The 17,163-nt window shown below is 62.6% G+C and carries 12 protein-coding genes and 5 tRNA genes; 4 read left to right on the plus strand and 13 right to left on the minus strand.

What is annotated here, in order from left to right; translation table 11 throughout:
* Positions 1-18: 18 nt before the first annotated feature.
* The 10 genes from nusG to SINAC_RS02515 form a co-directional block, all read right to left on the minus strand.
* Entirely contained in the window at positions 19-807 is a 789-nt protein-coding gene (nusG, locus tag SINAC_RS02470; protein ID WP_015244126.1) for a transcription termination/antitermination protein NusG, read from the minus strand.
* A gap of 114 nt (positions 808-921) precedes the next feature.
* The gene (gene secE, locus SINAC_RS02475) at positions 922-1,458 is read right to left on the minus strand and encodes a preprotein translocase subunit SecE (RefSeq protein ID WP_015244127.1); all 537 of its coding nucleotides are present in this window, start codon (positions 1,456-1,458) and stop codon (positions 922-924) included.
* 158 nt (positions 1,459-1,616) lie between these two features.
* Positions 1,617-1,689, minus strand: a tRNA-Trp gene (locus SINAC_RS02480).
* A gap of 147 nt (positions 1,690-1,836) precedes the next feature.
* Positions 1,837-1,989: a 50S ribosomal protein L33 gene (gene rpmG / locus SINAC_RS02485; protein ID WP_015244128.1), complete on the minus strand. Its 153-nt coding sequence runs from the start codon at positions 1,987-1,989 to the stop codon at positions 1,837-1,839.
* 83 nt (positions 1,990-2,072) lie between these two features.
* On the minus strand, positions 2,073-3,284 hold the full coding sequence (gene tuf / locus SINAC_RS02490) for an elongation factor Tu (RefSeq protein ID WP_015244129.1): 1,212 nt from the start codon (positions 3,282-3,284) through the stop codon (positions 2,073-2,075).
* A gap of 157 nt (positions 3,285-3,441) precedes the next feature.
* Positions 3,442-3,514: transfer RNA gene (locus SINAC_RS02495), tRNA-Thr, on the minus strand.
* 96 nt (positions 3,515-3,610) lie between these two features.
* Positions 3,611-3,681, minus strand: a tRNA-Gly gene (locus tag SINAC_RS02500).
* Between the two features lie 163 nt (positions 3,682-3,844).
* Positions 3,845-3,926: transfer RNA gene (locus SINAC_RS02505), tRNA-Tyr, on the minus strand.
* Positions 3,927-4,029: 103 nt separating this feature from the next.
* Positions 4,030-4,102, minus strand: a tRNA-Thr gene (locus SINAC_RS02510).
* Positions 4,103-4,434: 332 nt separating this feature from the next.
* Entirely contained in the window at positions 4,435-6,108 is a 1,674-nt protein-coding gene (locus SINAC_RS02515; RefSeq protein WP_015244130.1) for a sigma-70 family RNA polymerase sigma factor, read from the minus strand.
* A gap of 1,007 nt (positions 6,109-7,115) precedes the next feature.
* On the opposite strand from SINAC_RS02515, the gene SINAC_RS02520 reads away from it, so the two are divergent.
* The 3 genes from SINAC_RS02520 to SINAC_RS41065 all read left to right on the plus strand — a co-directional run bounded on the left by SINAC_RS02520 (position 7,116) and on the right by SINAC_RS41065 (position 11,252).
* Complete coding sequence (locus SINAC_RS02520) at positions 7,116-8,522, plus strand: hypothetical protein (RefSeq protein WP_015244131.1); 1,407 nt, start codon at positions 7,116-7,118, stop codon at positions 8,520-8,522.
* A 111-nt stretch (positions 8,523-8,633) separates the two neighbouring features.
* The gene (locus tag SINAC_RS02525) at positions 8,634-10,160 is read left to right on the plus strand and encodes a hypothetical protein (protein ID WP_015244132.1); all 1,527 of its coding nucleotides are present in this window, start codon (positions 8,634-8,636) and stop codon (positions 10,158-10,160) included.
* Positions 10,161-10,535: 375 nt separating this feature from the next.
* A complete protein-coding gene (locus SINAC_RS41065) occupies positions 10,536-11,252 on the plus strand; it encodes a hypothetical protein (RefSeq protein WP_026012179.1) in 717 nt (238 codons plus the stop codon).
* Here SINAC_RS41065 and SINAC_RS38545 read toward each other — a convergent pair.
* Complete coding sequence (locus SINAC_RS38545) at positions 11,150-11,644, minus strand: transposase (protein WP_217265623.1); 495 nt, start codon at positions 11,642-11,644, stop codon at positions 11,150-11,152. The two genes, SINAC_RS41065 and SINAC_RS38545, sit on opposite strands and share 103 nt — an antisense overlap.
* A 37-nt stretch (positions 11,645-11,681) precedes the next feature.
* Positions 11,682-13,022: an IS4 family transposase gene (locus SINAC_RS02540; RefSeq protein WP_015244133.1), complete on the minus strand. Its 1,341-nt coding sequence runs from the start codon at positions 13,020-13,022 to the stop codon at positions 11,682-11,684.
* Between the two features lie 507 nt (positions 13,023-13,529).
* Here SINAC_RS02540 and SINAC_RS02545 point away from each other — a divergent pair.
* Positions 13,530-15,734 (plus strand): recombinase family protein, encoded by a 2,205-nt coding sequence (locus SINAC_RS02545; protein WP_015244134.1) that lies wholly within the window; start codon positions 13,530-13,532, stop codon positions 15,732-15,734.
* A gap of 274 nt (positions 15,735-16,008) precedes the next feature.
* On the opposite strand, the gene SINAC_RS02550 is transcribed toward SINAC_RS02545, so the two are convergent.
* Positions 16,009-17,052 carry an IS630 family transposase gene (locus tag SINAC_RS02550; protein WP_015244135.1) on the minus strand — a complete coding sequence of 348 codons (1,044 nt, stop codon included), beginning with the start codon at positions 17,050-17,052 and terminating at the stop codon, positions 16,009-16,011.
* Positions 17,053-17,163: the final 111 nt, after the last annotated feature.

Genomic DNA, 17,163 nt, shown 5'->3' on the forward strand with positions numbered 1-17,163 from the left:
ATCCCGCGTTTCCTCAGGTCAGATAGGTTCCACTTGCCAGTATTCGAGGTCGACCGGCGTGGGCCGGTTGAAGATGATCAGCATGACCTTGACCAAGCCACGGGCCTCGATCACTTCCTCGACCGTCCCCTCGAAGTTCTCGAACGGACCGTCCTTGATCTTCACCCGATCGCCCCGTTCGACGTTGATCCGGATCGTCGGGACCTTGTCGGTCTTGGCCGTTTCCTGACCGAGCATCTGGTTGACTTCGGTCTCGGTCATCTTGGTCGGCGTGCCGTGCGCACCGACGAAGTCGCCGACACCGGGCGTCTCCCGGACGGTGAACCAGGTCTTCTCGTTGAGCTCCATCTCGACCATGATGTAGCCGGGATAGGTTTTTCGCTCGACGATCCGCTTCTTGTTGTTCCGGATCTCGGTGATTTTTTCGGTGGGCACCACGATCCGACCGAAATAGCGCTCGAGTCCCTGGATCTTGACCCGTCGCTCCAGGGCGTCGCGAATCGTGTCTTCCCGCGAGCTCTGGACCTTGAGCACGTACCAAACCAGCTCAATCTTTTCCTCGTCGTCATCCACGACCGGGACGGCCGCTTCAGGTTCCGACTCGGGTTCGGATTCGAGTTCTGGCTCAGACTCAGGCTCAGGGGCGCGCCGGGCCGACTTAATCGGCTGGCCGCCGTCGGGGGTCTGCTCCTCGACTTCGAACGCAGGGGAATCATCCTCCGCGGCGAGGGTTGGCGGTTCGTCCGGCCCCACGGCCCCGTTACCGGGAGGGACCGAATCGGGGATCTCGTCAGTCGGGTGACTCATGCAACGCCATGCGGGGAAGGAGGCCAGGAACCAGGGGAAACCACCAACGGGACGCGAGAAGTCCGGAGACCGCCGCGGCGGGACCGGAGGCGGCCGGATGGGGACGGGTCGGGGTTAGCCGGCACTTGAGCCGAACGCTCCCCCTCCTCCAAATTTCAAGACGCCGAGGATCTGGAGCAGGTTCGACCACACCCAGTCGACCCCGAACAGATAGACCGACATCAGCACAACGGTCGAGAGCACGACGGTCGTGGCGCGGTAGAGGTCGTCGCGGCTGGTCCACGAGACCTTGTTCATCTCGGCTTCGGTGGCGATCAGGAACTCGACGAACGGAGGGTATTCCATCAGGCGGAAGATGAACCAGGCGAAAGCCGCGCCGATCGCCGTGGGCACTCCGAACCGGATCGCGGGACTCGAAGAGAGCAGCGCGTCATAGAGCCGCCAGAGCCCCAGCGCCACAACGACGCCGAGTCCGGCGGCGGTGTAGATCCGGGCGTACTGCCCCTGCTTTGGCTTGTGGAGCTTGGCGCTGAAGAGGTTCGTGACGAACAGGGCAAAATCCTTGCGGCGCTTGGATCCTCCTCCCGTCGCCCCCGCCTTCGGGGGCTTCGACGCCTTCGACGCCGGCGCTCCATCTTTGACTTTGCCCATGGCTACTTTCTCGCGTGCAAGTGGACGGGACACAACTTCGTGGAGGTCGGTTCGCGGTCACGATCGGGGGGAGGCCTCGGGTCGATTCGGTCGAATTCCGAGGTGACCGATGCTGGCCTTCGGGTTCCGAAACAATCGGTTCCATTCGGCCAAAGAAGCACGAGCGGAGGGAATCGAACCCCCAACCGCCGGTTTTGGAGACCGGTGCTCTACCAATTGAGCTACGCTCGTCGCTAACAAGCCCCCTGAGCGGACCGGCCGGGCCTGACTACGAAGCCCGGCACCAGCGCCGTTGTTGTTTCCATCGAAAATGGGACGGCCCGGCACGGCAAACTCGCCGCCCGCCGGGTCCGGACCATATCATTTCGTCTTAGTCGCCTACTTCTTCCGCGATTCCTTGTGCGGCGTGTGCTTGCGATCGCGCCGGCAGTATTTCTTCAACTCCAGACGATCGGCACCGCGTGTTTCTTTCTGCGTCCGGTAGTTCCGGTCTCCGCAGGCGGTGCATTCTAGCCAGACGTACTCGCGCATCTACCCACTCCCGCGCCGGTGCGAACGGCCGCCGCCGCCCTTTGAAAAAAAGGGCGGCCAGCGGCGAATTGCACAGATCAAGGTCACTGAAGGATCTTGGTCACAACGCCGGCGCCGACGGTCTTACCCCCTTCACGGATGGCGAACCGAAGGTTCTCTTCCATCGCGATGGGAGTGTGCAGCTCGACGGTCATCTTGATGTTGTCGCCGGGCATGCACATTTCGGCTTCGCTATTGTCCTCCGAGAGGAGGTTCAAAACCGAGCCGGTCACGTCGGTCGTCCGGAAGTAGAACTGGGGCCGGTAGCCCTTGAAGAACGGCGTGTGCCGTCCCCCCTCGTCCTTCGAGAGGACGTAAACCTCGGCCTCGAACTTGGTGTGCGGGGTGATCGAACCGGGCTTGCAGATAACCTGCCCACGCTCCAGGTCGGTCTTTTCAATGCCTCGCAAGAGCACGCCGACGTTGTCTCCGGCCTGGCCGAAGTCCATCGTCTTCTGGAACATTTCAACGCCGGTGACCACCGAGTTCTTGTTGGCGTTGAACCCAACGATCTCGACGGCTTCGCCAACCTTGATCGAACCACGCTCAATCTTGCCCGTGCCGACGGTACCGCGTCCCTTGATGGAGAACACGTCTTCGATCGGCATCAGGAACGGCTTGTCCACCGCTCGGACCGGCTCGGGGATGTACTCGTCCATCGACTTGACCAGGTCGAGAATCGGCTGAGCCGCGGCCGGGTCGGTCGGGTTTTCGTAGGCGGGACGGCTGCATCCGCGAGTGATCGGGATCTCGTCGCCGGGGAACTTGTAGTGGGTCAGGAGCTCACGCAGCTCCATCTCGACCAACTCCAACAGCTCCTCGTCGTCGACCAAGTCGATCTTGTTGAGGAAGACCACCAAGGCGGGGACGCCGACCTGGCGAGCGAGCAGAATGTGCTCACGAGTCTGCGGCATCGGCCCGTCTGCGGCCGAAACCACGAGAATCGCGCCGTCCATTTGGGCGGCACCCGTGATCATGTTCTTGATATAGTCAGCGTGACCCGGGCAATCGATGTGGGCGTAGTGGCGCTTTTCGCTCTCATACTCGACGTGCGAGACGGCAATCGTGACCGTCTTGTTCGCGTCGCGGACAGTTCCGCCCTTGGCGATGTCCTTGTAATCCTTCTTCTTGGCCTGCCCGTGAGCGGCGAGAACCGAGAGGAGGGCTGCCGTGAGCGTCGTCTTGCCGTGGTCGATGTGCCCGATCGTTCCCACGTTGACGTGTGGTTTTGTCCGGGTGAACGTTTCCTTTGCCATTGCTTAGCGCCTTACGGCATCCCTGGTGTTCGTTTGGCGGGGACCCGCCCAGCCGCCCCACACGTCAACAATGGTCCGCTCCGGGCGGGACTACCCAGCGGCCTGGGGCCGACCTCTGGGTCCAACTCGCACCGCCCGGACTTGGGCGTCGCCCAAAAGCTGCCGCTGGGATTTGAACCCAGGACCTCGTCCTTACCAAGGACGCGCTCTACCAACTGAGCCACGGCAGCATTTGCTTCAAAACCGAATTCGTCGCGAAGTTAAAAGTCGAGCGAAACAGGGTTCAGCAGTCGGCCAAATCTCAACTCCCCGCCACCAGACCTGAGAGCGGGTGATGGGAATCGAACCCACGTTGCCTGCTTGGAAGGCAGGTACTCTACCATTGAGTTACACCCGCATGCAACCGCTCAGGCCGTAATAAAATCGGCCGAAGGTGTGGATCGGGGGAGACTCGTATTTGGCCTTACCCTGGGTCTTAGCTTACCTGTTCTCGCTTCTCTTCTCGAGGCCCTTTCTTTTCAAACTTCCTTAGAGGACCTCTCTTCGCAACGGTTCGGCAGTGGGTGGAGCAGGATTCGAACCTGCGAAGGCAGAGCCAGCAGATTTACAGTCTGCCCCCTTTGGCCACTTGGGTATCCACCCGACTTGGACTTGCGTCCCTAGCACCGACTTTTCTTCATTTGGCCTACGTTGATCCTAGTCGGTACTACGTGGCTCACTTCACTTCCCTACGGCAGAACACCAGAGCTGGCGGTGAGAGTCGAACTCACAACCGTCGGTTTACAAAACCGGTGCTCTGCCAGTTGAGCTACGCCAGCATCGGCAAGGCCATGAAATTCCCAAATATACCGTCGTAACTGTTCGTTGCAAGATCATTTTTCGCCGATTCGGCGAAATTCGACTTGGCAGGAACAGTGACAGGGCGGTGTGCTCCAATTCCCTTTGGTTTTGCCCGCAGGGTCTTGAGAGCGAACACGACCGCGTTCGGCCAGCGGCGATTTCTGGGGCCGCCGGTGAAACGCGGTCGAAGCCGTCCCGTCGTTACTCCGTTTTTTGGAGCAACCTCATGAACGGACGATATTAGCGGGGGGCGGAGCCTTTGGCAAGAGGGTCCTCCCGAAATCTTCGATCTTCTTCCAAGCGCTGAGTTTTAGAGCATGGGGAGGTCGAGTTTTTCCTCGATGGCGATCCTCCGAAGCTTATCCTGGGCGCGTGATTCGATCTGCCGAACGCGTTCCTTGGTGATCCCAAGCTCGCGACCGAGCTGCTCGAGGGTCTGCTCGCTGACGCCGTTGATTCCGTAGCGGCTGATGATGATCCGCCGCTCGCGATCGTCGAGTCGGCCGAGCATCCCCTTGACGGCTTCCTGGTTCCGGCGCTGGGCGGATTCGTACTCGTGCTCGTCGATTCGGGTGTCGGCGGCCGCTTCAAACATTTCTTCGTGTCCGGTGACGAACCGGTCGCGTCGGTAGTTCTCTTCGGGGATCGTCCGGGCGAAGTTTTTCATGATCGCCCAAGAGGCGTAGGTGCTGAACTTGTTGCCGCGAGCGTAGTCGAACTTCTCCACGGCGCGGATGAGCGACATATTGCCGTCGGAGACCAGCTCGAAGAAGTTATTCGAGGGGCCGACGTGCCGCTTGGCGATGGAGACGACCAGGCGGAGGTTGGAGCGGATGATCTGGTTCTTGACCGCCAACGCGTCTTCCTGGAGCCGTTCGATCTCGTCGAGGTCGCTGGTGCGCGCCCGGCTGGGATCGATCTGGTCGCGGAGCCGGTTGGCGAGGCACTTTAAGTAGTTCATCTTGCGGAAGAGGTGGGCTTCCTGTTCGCGCCCGAGCAAGGGAACTTCATAGAGGCTTGCCAGGTAAGGGGGGAGCCCCTTGGGTGCCTTGGTGCGCCGGGGTGCCTTACCGTCGGCCGGCAGGGGCATGGGCCCCAGGATCGTCTCGGAGGCCGTGGGATCGTCGAAGCTCGGGTGCGGCATAAACTCGAGCTTTACGCTCAAGATCCGCAAGGCACGCATCTCGTTAATGACGCGGTAGACGCTCGAGCGGGTCCGACCGAATTGCGTGGCCAGGACCTCGGCCGAGACGCCCCGGCGATAGAGTCGGTAGATTTGCCCCTTGGCCTCCTCGTCGAGAGGACCGGCCATCGGGGGAAAGATCGCCCGGTCGGGATGACCGCGGTCGTAGCTCTTCAGCGTCGTGCGAACGGTTTCCGTGGAGCGTCCCATTTTACGAGCGATCCTCCGCGCAATCTCGACCAGGCCCCCCTGGCCGACCTGCGCCATCCGACGAGCGCGACGAATGATCTCGTCCCGCTCCTCGTCAGTGAGTTGTCGGAACCGAGTCCCCCGGTCAACCTGGTCGCGGTGCGACTCAACGAATCGCATCACGCTCGACTCGAGAAACCCGACCTTGGTGCGCCCGTCGATGACGAATCGCCGGGCCACTAACCCTTGTCGCCGCCACCGCGTGATCGTCCGGGTCGACACGTTGAAGCGGAGACAGACCGCCTCGACCGTCAGCACCGGCTCCGCCGCTTGATCGACCGCTTGCCCTACCGTCCCTGACAGATCCTCAATGAAGAGACGAAGGTCGTGGCGAACCCCACTCCCCTCCAACAGAAGCTCGGGGGCCGTTTCGGGGCGATATCCCTTGATGCGATACCAGAGATATTCGTACGGATACTGCTTCTCCGGCTGAATCTCCCCTAGCAACGTCTCGGCCCGATCAACCTGTTCGAGTCGCTCCTGCTTCGGAGCGAACCGAGCCTGTTGCTCCTTCAGCTGCTTCAGGGCCGGGTGGCAATAGCTGCTCCCCATCCTCGGAATTCTCCCCAGGCGAACCCCTTCATCCTCGAACCCGTTGCAACCCGTCATTCCTTAGCACAAGGGGATACCGACCGGTGTACTTCACTAGCCTATTTAAATCTTCGCATCCTTCTTTACTTCAAGAAAGCCCTCTCCCTCTCGGAGAGTGAGCCCTCTTCCCAGGTTCGCATTCCCATTTCTTCTACGCAAACCAGATGCCTTTGGGTCGTTAATAATCAGGGATCCCCGACACCAATCCCTCGATCCGCCGCGTTCTCCACCGCTTCAAACGCTGGTTTCAAACAGACGTTTTAACTCGCGGATTTGTTCGGAGATTTCGGTTCACGACCCCACCATTTGACGGACAAGTCCTGCCCCAAGTTCCCATCCCGATTGCATTTTCGGTGGGAATCGTTTCTTTCGGAATTCCGACCATCAAGCCGGTACTGGGAATGCGGTCGGACAAAAGAAGAACCCCGATCCTCCGCAAGACTACCGCGGTCACACCTCTCTTCATTTCGAATTACGAGAACCTGACCGATTTGTGACAAACGCATTGTGGCGTGCATGCAGATTTTGGAGGATTTGCCATCCGGATCCCCAGATTTAGGAACAAGTCAGAGAGATTTGAGGGTGTGGAAGCTTGAGGGCGTGGCAGCATCGCGTGGGGCTCCCTTTTGTGGGGAGGGATTTGACTTGAAAGGCGAGCGCGGCCTGTTCGATCGCATCCGGGGAGGCGTGCGGAATTGACAGCGTGGTTGCGGACCTACTAGAGTTCAGAGGAGGTTCAGCCTGAGAGGAACTCAATCACCCGAGTCGGAAGTCCGACGCCGGCTTGGGGTTCATGGGGCGATTCAACGATCGGCCTGGTCCGCACCCTCCCACAATCGGATGGGCTTTGCCTTCTCGCTCCGTCCTGGCCCCGAAGTCCCACAGGGGGATTAAACAAAGGGATGAGGGGCGAGCTTGCGGTTTGGGCTTTGAGTCGGGAAGTTCGTTGAACCAATGAGGAGCTACGGATGGCCGCGTTCAGAGGTTCCATGATCGGGCTGGTGATTCTTGGGGGAGGCCTGACCGTCTTCGGGGCCGACGCCAAGGAGAAGGAGACGGTGGAGCTCCGTGACTCCGCACAAGTGGGCGACTCGACCAAGGTGCTCGTCACCTTGAAGGCCGAGGGACTCTATCGGCCGGCCCCTGCTCCTGGCGCGGCCAAGTCCGAGCCCGTCAAGCCATTGAAGTTGAAGGTCGAGACGCGGCTCGAGTTCCTCGAGCGGGTGCTCGTGACCGACCCCGTGGGGAAGCCGGGGCGCGCCACTCGGGTGGTCCGCAAGGTGAGCCAGGCGGCCTCGGCGATCAACGGTGAGATCCGGCCGACGGCCGCGGTGCTCCGGCCGGAGGTCGCCCTGCTCGTGGCCGAACCACGCGCGGGGGGAGTGGTCGTCTTCAGCCCTGGTGGTCCGTTGACTCGCTCCGAGTTGGAGTTGGTGCAAGGCGCAGGAGATCCCTTGGCCCTGGCCTCCCTGCTCACGGATAAGCGGGTCAAGGTGGGCGATTCCTGGACGGTCGGTGACGACGCGGCGCGGTCCCTCAGTTCGTACGACTCCCTCATTGATAACGCACTTCAGGCCAAGGTTGAGTCGATCGACGCCCAAACGATCAAAATCCACCTGGAAGGGAATGTCCGGGGGTCGGTGCTCGGCGGCGAAGGGAAAATGCTCTTCGAGGGAACGTTGAATCTCGATCGCGCGGCCGGGCGAATCGACCGGCTGCACCTGCAACGTTCCGAAGCGAGGAAGCCGGGCGCGGTTGAGGCGGGCCTGGAGGTGAAGAGCACCCTGACCGTCACCCGGCAACCGGTCGAGCCCTCGGCCTCGATTCCCGACGATGCGCTCGCCGGGGGGGCGGCGGAGCCCGACCCGCAACAGGAGCAACTGCTTCTGATCTCGCCCGACGGGAAGTACACCCTGAGTCACGACCGCAACTGGCACACCTATTGGGACGATCGGCGGCTGACGGTTCTCAAGCGGCTCGACCGAGGGGTGGTCGTCGCGCAGTGCAACCTCTTGAATGGCCCGAACGCGGGCAAGGGGCGGCACCAGGATCTGAAGCAGTTCCGCAACGACCTCCGGAGCGCCTTGGGGTCAAGGTTTGCCTCGTTCCTTGGCGAAGGGGAAGTCGAGGGTGACCCGGCGGGCGGCTTCCGCTATAAGGTCGGCGTCCAGGGGCGTGAGGGGAACCTCGGCCTGGTCTGGTACTATTACCTGATCGCCAGCCCGGACGGCGATCAGTTGCTTGCGACGTTCACCCAGGCGGATAACCAGGTCAAAGCCTTCGGCGACCAGGATCTTCGCTTGATCGGCTCGCTGCGTTGGCGGGACGCGGCGGAGTCTTCTCCGCGTCCCGATCCGGATGCAAAACCGGAGTAGCACGGCCCTGCCCTGCTCGGCTACGGCCGGGGCCGTTCTCTTCTTTTTTTCTTTGTCTATGGGGTCGGCGTTCGGCGGTTCCACCATATATTTCGAAATCGAGGCGTTCCCATGCGGTGGAGGCGATCTATCGGGTCGGTCTGGGGTGGTTTACTCGCAGCCTCGTTGGGGGTGGGATCGGCGTTGGGCCAGCAGGCGGCCTCGGCCCCGGCCCCGGCCTCGCCGTCCTCAGGCGAGTCTCATTCAGTGACCGACCTGGTGACGAAGTTCCGGTTTGCCGAGCACTACGAGAAAACGGAGAAGAGCTCGTCCGGCTCGATCGGCCAGTATCGCGTGGTCACGAGCGACACGATCAAGGTCGCCACCGACAAGGCCCAGGGCACGCCTGAGCGGACCGAAGCGACTCAGGAGACCGACTATCGCGAGCGTCCGGCCCAACTGACCGGCGGGGACCAGATCAGGGCCGGGGTTCGGGAGTACGCTTCCTACCGGATCACCCCCAACCCGAACACCAAGCCATCGCGAGCGGACCCTTTGAAGGGCCTGATGATCTGGTATCAGCCTCACGAGGGGGGTGATCCCCTCGTCCTGAGCCTCACCAAGGGGCGAGGTCTGCGCGAGGACGAGTACACGATCATTCGCAGGGAAATTTTCCTGCCCGATCTCGCCGCGCTGCTGCCGACCATCCCCACCCGGGTCGGTGACCGGTGGACCGCCTCGAAGACGGCGGGGCGTGCCTTGCTCGGGTCCATCGCGCTGCCCCTGACCGCCACGTTGCAGCAGGTGCGCCAGGCGGCCGAGGGGCCGAACTGGGAGGCTGTCATCGGGGTGACGGGGCGGTCGCCGGCCCGATCCAATTTGGGCAGTATGGCGGTCAATGCACGCCTTGTGTTCAGCTTCGCACCGCCGCCCGAGAGCAAAGACGGAGAGAAGGAAGAAAAGCTCGTGGATGCGCGGGGGGCCATTGTCGAGCTTCGCATGGCAACCTCCGCAGTCACCCCGCTCCCTCCCAGCGGCCGGCTCCGCCAGTCGGTGACGCGGGAACTGATCATCGACCGTCGGATCGATGACACAGGCGCAGCGTTGCCGCTCCCCGAACCTGCCCCCGTGGCGACCGAGGAGAACTCGTGGCTGAGCTATGACGACCCGCAAGGCAAGTTCCATTTCCGCTATCCGCAAGAGTTCCGTCCGGGCCGGCCGCCGGATGACCTCTCGATGGAGCTGGTCCGGCTGCGCCCGGGTGGTCCTGACACCCTGGAGTTCCAACGCGTCATCAAGACGGGGGATGCCGAGGCCGATCGCCTGAATCGCGACCCTGAGTTCCACCTCAAGATGCTCAAGGAGGAGTGGCGGCAGAACAAGTTCAACGTCATCCCGGGGCCGCACGCCTGGCTACCCGAGGCGAACTGGGCCGCCACCAACCGCAAGGTCTACCGCGCGGAGTCGGTCTTGAAGGGGGCCGCGACCAACGGTAAAGGAGAGCTCCGGGTCCACAACGACCTCTATTTCGTCCTCTTCGGACGGAACGAGAGCCTGGTCGTCACCTCCAATACGGTCCAGGACCCCGCCACTCCGTTCCGCAACCAGGTCGAAGCGATCATCAGGACATTCGACTTCGGCCCGACGGAAGCCCACTAATCCGACCCCACTCCCGTTGGGGCAAAATCCGTGGATTGCAATGAGGATATGCGTGGAGACGCATATCCTCTCTTCGTTTCGCCGGGGTCATAAGGGGACTGCCTGGAATGCCACGAAGATAGGCACAAACCTTGAGCTATGAATAAGTTGTAGCTTATTGAGCACGGGAGGTACGTTCGGCATCCTCGTGGTTGATCACAACGCCACCCAGATGCTGAATGGAGCACTCCCATGCCGCCGCGTATCATCCCCATCCTCGCCCGACTGCGCCAAGACCTCGCCGCCGTACTGTCCAGGGAAACCATCGAAGAGGCGTGTCGTCAGTCGAATCACTCCTGGCGGTGACGACTCTTCGATCCGGCCGCCACCGTCTACTTGTGCCTGCTCCAGGTCCTCCACGGCAACACCGCCTGCCAGCACGTTGTCTACTTCGGCAACTGGTCCTTCACCGACAGCGCCTACTGCCAGGCTCGGAAGCGGCTCCCGCTGGCCGTCTTCCACCGGCTCCTGGAGAAGATCGCCACCACGTCCCGAGCCGCCACGGAGGGCGGATCACGATCGCTCGGGCATCGGGTCTGGCTCGTCGACGGCTCCCGCTTCTCGATGCCCGACGAACCCGAGCTGCAACGCTGCTTCGGCCAGCCCGGCAACCCGCGCAAGAGCTGCGGCTTTCCCGTGGCCAAGTGGCTGGCCCTGTTCGATCTCACCACCGGCATGCTGCTCCGCTCGGCGGCGGCGACGCCGCTGCCCAGCGCACAAAAAGGGGGACATCGCAAATCATCGTCTCAGGTCCGCTCCTTCTTCGGCCTCCCGCGCGCACGGAGGCACGATTCCAACCCCAAACGCTCGGCCGTAACGCGCGTCCACGACTCACCGCCGAACGGCTTCCCGCGCTCGACCGAATGCCGCAGGCGATTCAGATCGACCGCCGAGAGCGGCTCGTTCACACGCTCCAACCAACGCGAGTCACGCAACGGCGGCTTGCCGCGTCAGAGCATTCCCTGGCCACTCAACCAGGGGACCAGGCTCGACCACCGCCAGTCCTCCGCCCGGACCACCAACTCGGCGCGTAACGCATTCCGCTCGACGTAACGCAGGACGGTGAGCAGATGCTCGTCGGCCTCGATCGGGAAGGCCTTGAAACGACCTTGCCACACATGTCCCGTTGTATGGTGGTGGCGGTGATAGCGTCGCGCGTGCGCCGTCAGAAGCCACTGCATCCAGCGGCTGAGGTCGCCATCGGCGTGGGGCCGAAGCACCAAGTGGAAGTGATTCGACATGAGACAGTAGCCGAGTAGATCCAGCGGCGTGCGTGCGGTCGCGTCCGCCATGGCGCCGAGGAACGCATCGTAGTCGCCCGCCTTGTGGAAGACCGTTTCGCGGCGATTGCCGCGGTTTAGAGCGTGATAGCAGAGGCCTCCCACGGAGGCCCGAGCGGTTCGTGCCATGGCCCGACTGTATCGCAGGTAGGCGAGCGCTAGCAAGAAAAAATCGCTATGTCCCGAATGCCACGAAGTTAGGCTAAAAGTGCTTCTTCGGCAACGACTTGCGTAGTTCCGACCGCGGATTTTTCATGAGCATGTACTGTTTCGCCCTTCGCTTCTTGACCCGCGGCTCGACCCGGCCGCGGCGCGACGGGTTGACCACCAGCACCGACAAGTCCCCCTCTTCGGTCCCGATCAACCAACGCACCGCGTCGACCAGACCGATCCGATCGGGATCCACACCTTGCAGTCGAGCCGACTCGCCCATCACCGACCGCACCAGATTGTAGGCCAGCGTGAACACCGCCAGTTCCTTCAACACACCGTCCACCGTCTCGCAGCACAATACATCCATTTGCATGCTGATTTTCAGATGTCGAATATTGATCTCCACCTGCCATCTCCGGAAGTAGAGCTCGGCCAGCGCCTCGGCCGGGTACGCCACCGCATCGTGCAAGGTCGTCACCAGGGTGATCTCGCGAACGCGGTAGCCCGGGACCTCCACCCGATAACGCAGTTCACGCACGGTGATCTCGTCCGGCAACGCCTCGTATTCCTCCCTGGGCATCCACGATGGCCCCTTCTTCGGCTTGAACCAGACGACGACCTGATCGGAGTCCCCGTGCGCCAGCACCCACCGGGAGCGCGGCAACCCCGGCACGTCCTTCGACCCGCCCCTCGTTCCCGGCCGGCCTGAGGTGAAGTCGACGATCTGCTTCTGATGGATCCGGAACACGCCGTGCAGCTCGCGGCCAGCCAGCAGGGCCAGATGGGCATAGGAACAGAACCCGCGATCGCCCAGGACCAGGTCGCCGGGTTCCAACTCCTGGGAGATCGCCGCGGCCCGTGACATTTCGTGACTGCGCAACGGCGCCGCCGCCGAGCGGAGCAGCATGCCGGTGGTGAGGTCGAACAGGGCCAGCCACTTGGCCACGGGGAAGCCGCAGCCCTTGCGCTGGTTACCGGGCTGGCCGAAGTGGCCTTGGAGTTCGGGGGCGTCGGGCATGGAGAAGCTGGAGCCGTCGACGAGCCAGACCCGATGCTCGAGCCATCGCGATCCGCCCTCCGTGGCGGCTCGGGATGTGGCGGCGATCTTTTCGAGCAGCGAGTGGAAGACGGCCAGCGGGAGCCGCTTTCGGGCCTGGCAGTAGGCGCTGTCGGTGAACGACCAGTTGCCGAAGTGGACGACATGTTGGCAGGCGGTATTGCCGTGGAGGACCTGGAGCAAGAACAGGTAGATGGTGGTGGCCGGGTCGAGGATCCGTCTCCGCCAGGAGTAGTGGCACTGGCGGCACGCCTCCTCGATGGTTTCCTTGGCCAATCCGGCGGCGATATCTTGGCGCAGTCGGCCGAGAATGGGGATGATACGCGGTGGCATGGGAGGGCTCCGATCAGCACCCGAGTGGCGTTGTAATCAACCAAGATGATGCCGAGCGTCCCTCCTGTGCTCAATAAGTGACAACTTGTTCTCAGTTCACGATTTGTGCGCTATCTTCGTGGCATTCCGCTATGTCCCCCTTTTTTTCCCAAGGACGTCTACCGGAGGCGGAGCATCGTCGAGATGTCCCACCCGGACTACCCCTCAAGTGACAGTCTGTACCGCGGAAGCCGGGCCGCCTAGAATCAGCACAACCGCCCTGCTGCAGCTCGCGCAGTGGTGCCGGTCACATCGCGGCGAATCGCTCGGTCGATCACTCGGAGGGTCGCTATGTCCCACCATCACCGATCCGCAGTCCCCCCCCGCGCCCGAAGCCCAAGAGGCTTCCCCGGCCACTGACCCAAGCCTGGTCGGACCTGCCCGCGCCGAGGCGTCAGGAAGTCCTGATGATGCTCAGCCAGATCATCGCCAAGTCTCTCCCGAGGGCGGTGCGGAAGGAGGCGAGTCATGAACATTCCTGATTCCACCTCCGCTTCGCCAACGCACTCCGCTGCAACTCGTCCTGTGATTGTGCCGGCTCACTTGCTGGCGTTACGCCCCGCCAAGGTCCGCGACCATCATCTCGATCGCAAAGCCATCGTCTATGTCCGCCAGTCCAGCCCCCAGCAGGTGGCCGAGCACAAGGAGTCGACCGCACGCCAATATGCTCTGGCCGAGGTCGCCGTTGCGCTCGGCTGGCCCCGCGACCGCGTCGAGGTCGTCGACGCAGACCAAGGACGCACGGCACAGACGGTCGAGGGCCGGCGAGGCATCCAGTACATTCTCGCCGAACTTAGCCTTGATCATGTCGGCATTCTCCTTGGCCAGGATGCCAGTCGTCTGGCCCGCCACGACCCTGACTGGGTCCCGATGGTACGCTCGTGCGGCTTGTTTCGGGCGTTGCTGGGCGACTACGATGGATTGTATGATCCGACCGACTTCAACGACCGCCTGCTCCTGGGCATGAAGGGGATCATGAGCGAGGCCGAGTTGCACTTCCTCCGCACCCGAATGCACGAAGGGCGGCTGAACAAGGCGCGCCGCGGCGAGTTGTTCAACCACGCCCCGCTCGGCTATGTCCGCGAACCCGGCCGCGGCCTGGCCCTCGATCCCGACGAGCAGGCTCGAGAGGTGGTGCGGATCGTCTTCGACCAATTCGATCGCCAGGGGAGCTTGCACGGCCTGCTCCGCTACCTGGTGCATCACGGGATCCGCCTGCCGGTCCGCCCCCACTCCGGGCCCGATCGAGGGAAGTTGGAATGGCGTCGCCCTAACCGAGAAACACTTCAAAACGTATTACATCATCCAGTTTACGCTGGCTACTACCGTCATGGGTGTCGTACTCTCGACCCGCGGCGGAAGGTGCCCGGCCGTCCCGGGACGGGGCGGACGATCAACAAGCCGGAGGACTGTGCGGTGCTGTTGGAGGGCCGCTGCCCGGCCTACATCACGCCGGAACGGTTCCGGGCCAACCAGGAGCGGCTGGCGGCCAACCGCGCCCGGAGCGATGCGAAGGGGGCGGTGCGTCAGGGACCCTCCCTGTTGGGGGGGATCCTCCGTTGCGGCCGTTGCGGACAGCGGATGATGGTCACCTATGGCGGCCCCGCCAATCGTCTGCGCTATTACTGCGCCCGGGCAATGGTGGAATACGCCGCACCCTTGTGCCAGGGCCTGGCCGGTAGTGTCCTGGATGACTTGGTGGCTGCTCAGGTCCTGGCGGCCCTGGAGCCGGCGGCGCTCGAGTTGGACTTGGCGGCGGCCGACGACCTCGATCAGGAGCGCGGGCAGTTGCACCGGAACTGGCGGCAGCGGGTGGAACGCGCCCGCTTCGAGGCCGAGCGGGCGCGGCGGCAGTACGACGCGGTCGAACCGGAGAACCGTCTGGTGTTGCGGGAACTGGAGCGGCGATGGGAGGAGGCGTTGAAGGAGCAGCGCCGTCTCGAGGAGGAATACGCCCGGTTCGACCGCGATCAGCCCCGGAGCTTGTCGGCTTGCGAGCGTGAGCAGATCCGCGCCCTGGCGCGAGACCTGCCGGCGCTTTGGCATGCACCGGCGACGACGTCGGCGGATCGTCAGCGGATCGTCCGACTCATGATTGAGGAGGTCGTCGTTACGGTTCGTGGCAACAGCGAATGTGTTGATGTGAACATTCAATGGGACGGTAGTTTTACCAGCGGCCACGCGTTGGAGCGTCCGGTGCAGTGTTATCAGCAGATGGCCGGCTATGCGATGCTCCTGGGCCGGATCGACGAGCTCCGCGAGGCGGGACGGACCTTGGCCGAGGTGGCCGAGCAGTTGAACTGCGAGGGCTTCCATCCCCCGAAGCGGTCGGCGCGGTTCACGAGCGTGATTCTGGGCAGTCTGCTCGCCAAACGCGGTCGAACGGGTCCGCGCCCGCGAGCTGTGTCGGGGCCGGGCGTCCTGGGCGAGCACGAGTGGTTGCTGACGGATCTGGCCCGGGAATTGAAGATGCCGCAGGCCACGCTGCACCGCTGGATCCGCGTCGGGTGGGTCCATGCCCGGAAGCTACCGACTCCGGGCGGGCAGTGGGTGATCTGGGCCGACGCCGAAGAGCGGGAGCGGATGACCCGGATCCGAACGTGTCCCCGGGGATGGTCACATTCTGATGCTTTTGCAAATATAACCAAGCCCAAGTCCCGCGACAGCGAGTGAATCTCGAACATCATCGGCCATCGGCGGGAGGTGGTGTAGCCGCCCGCGGATGGCCGATAAAGGCACCTCTCTTTGGAGGCATTATGGCTGGTAAACGGAGAACCTGATTGGCTGGCTGAAGGAATGCCGGCGGGTGTTCTCGCGGTTCGAGAAGACGGCCAAGAACTTCGGCGGCATGATCAAGCTAGCCTTCATTGAGCGACATCTGCGTTTGATGGTCCGATGATGGTTTTCTGACAGAGCCTAAATAGAAACTTTCAAATGGGAAAGTAGATCAGGCGGCCCTGGCTTTTGGGTAAGCCGAACCCTCGATCTGGAAAGGGTTTGCCTGTCCCAGCCAGGTGAAGACTCGATCCAATAATTCCTCCAGATCCTTGCACCGATGATTCCGGGTGATGTTCTCGTGCAAATGCCACCATACCCGCTCGATCGGGTTCAGGTCCGGGGAGTATGCGGGGAGCAGATGGACTTCGATTCGACCCTCGTGCTTCCAGAGGTACTGGATCACCTCCAGGCTGGTGTGGCTCCCCGCGTTGTCGCAGATCACGTGGATCTTGCGGTAGCGTCGCAGCCTGCGGCGCAGGTCGTCGAGGTGCTTGATGAACAACGCTCCGTCGCGCCCTTGCTTGGGGGCCGCCTCGGTGACGAACACCTGGCCGGTCCGCCAGTGGATTGAGCCGGAGATGTGCCGCTTCTTGTTCGTCCCGGGGGTCTCGACCTTCGCTTGTCGGCCTTTGAACATCCACATCCGGCCGATCTTTGGGTTGGTGTGAACCTCGACTTCGTCCTGCCAGACGGCCGTCTCGTCCTCGGGCAGCTCTTCCAGGAGCTTCCGCAGTTCAGCCAGCTTGACCTGCCTCTCGTCTTCGTCCGGCTTCAGGGTCGGCCGGGGTCGCCGGTACACCAGGTGGCCGCGATGGAGCCAGCGACGGACGGTCTCCCGGCTGACGCGAACGCCTTCTCTTTCTCGCAAGAGCAGGGCCAACAACACACACGACCAGCGACTGCGGAGGAAACCGAAGTCGCTGGGGGTCGTGGTGGTCACCCAGTTCACGAGGATGGCGACCCAGCCGAAGCCCAGCCGAAAGGGCCGGCCCCGTTTCCTCCCAGTCAACCCTTCGAGGCCCTCGGCCTGGAACCGCTTCAGCCAGCGGTCGACAGTGCGTGAGCTGCAGAAGAGCATGGACTCGATGTTGTCCCAGGGATGGCCGTCAGCCAACAGGAGGATAATGTGGGCGCGAAAGCGGAGTTCGGGATCAGAATCCTTGCGGTAGATCGCCAAGAGTTCGTCGCGCTGAGTCGTCGAAAGGGAGAGCATGGGCGTCGTTAATGTTCGTCCGTGTTGAGTCGTCGGTGCAGTCCTCTGCATGAATTATAGGGGCAGGGCTACTTTCCCTTTGGCAGGGAACTATTTAGACTTAAGGAGAGA

It is taken from the genome of Singulisphaera acidiphila DSM 18658, from assembly GCF_000242455.2.
GTDB lineage: Bacteria > Planctomycetota > Planctomycetia > Isosphaerales > Isosphaeraceae > Singulisphaera > Singulisphaera acidiphila.

What these genes read in the sequence shown, in the direction of transcription:
- nusG (WP_015244126.1), bottom strand. Translation starts at nt 807, where the DNA reads ATGAGTCACCCGACTGACGAGATCCCCGATTCGGTCCCTCCCGGTAAC.
- SINAC_RS02520 (WP_015244131.1), top strand. Translation starts at nt 7,116, where the DNA reads ATGGCCGCGTTCAGAGGTTCCATGATCGGGCTGGTGATTCTTGGGGGA.
- tuf (WP_015244129.1), bottom strand. Translation starts at nt 3,284, where the DNA reads ATGGCAAAGGAAACGTTCACCCGGACAAAACCACACGTCAACGTGGGA.
- SINAC_RS02540 (WP_015244133.1), bottom strand. Translation starts at nt 13,022, where the DNA reads ATGCCACCGCGTATCATCCCCATTCTCGGCCGACTGCGCCAAGATATC.
- SINAC_RS02550 (WP_015244135.1), bottom strand. Translation starts at nt 17,052, where the DNA reads ATGCTCTCCCTTTCGACGACTCAGCGCGACGAACTCTTGGCGATCTAC.
- rpmG (WP_015244128.1), bottom strand. Translation starts at nt 1,989, where the DNA reads ATGCGCGAGTACGTCTGGCTAGAATGCACCGCCTGCGGAGACCGGAAC.
- SINAC_RS02515 (WP_015244130.1), bottom strand. Translation starts at nt 6,108, where the DNA reads ATGGGGAGCAGCTATTGCCACCCGGCCCTGAAGCAGCTGAAGGAGCAA.
- secE (WP_015244127.1), bottom strand. Translation starts at nt 1,458, where the DNA reads ATGGGCAAAGTCAAAGATGGAGCGCCGGCGTCGAAGGCGTCGAAGCCC.
- SINAC_RS02525 (WP_015244132.1), top strand. Translation starts at nt 8,634, where the DNA reads ATGCGGTGGAGGCGATCTATCGGGTCGGTCTGGGGTGGTTTACTCGCA.
- SINAC_RS02545 (WP_015244134.1), top strand. Translation starts at nt 13,530, where the DNA reads ATGAACATTCCTGATTCCACCTCCGCTTCGCCAACGCACTCCGCTGCA.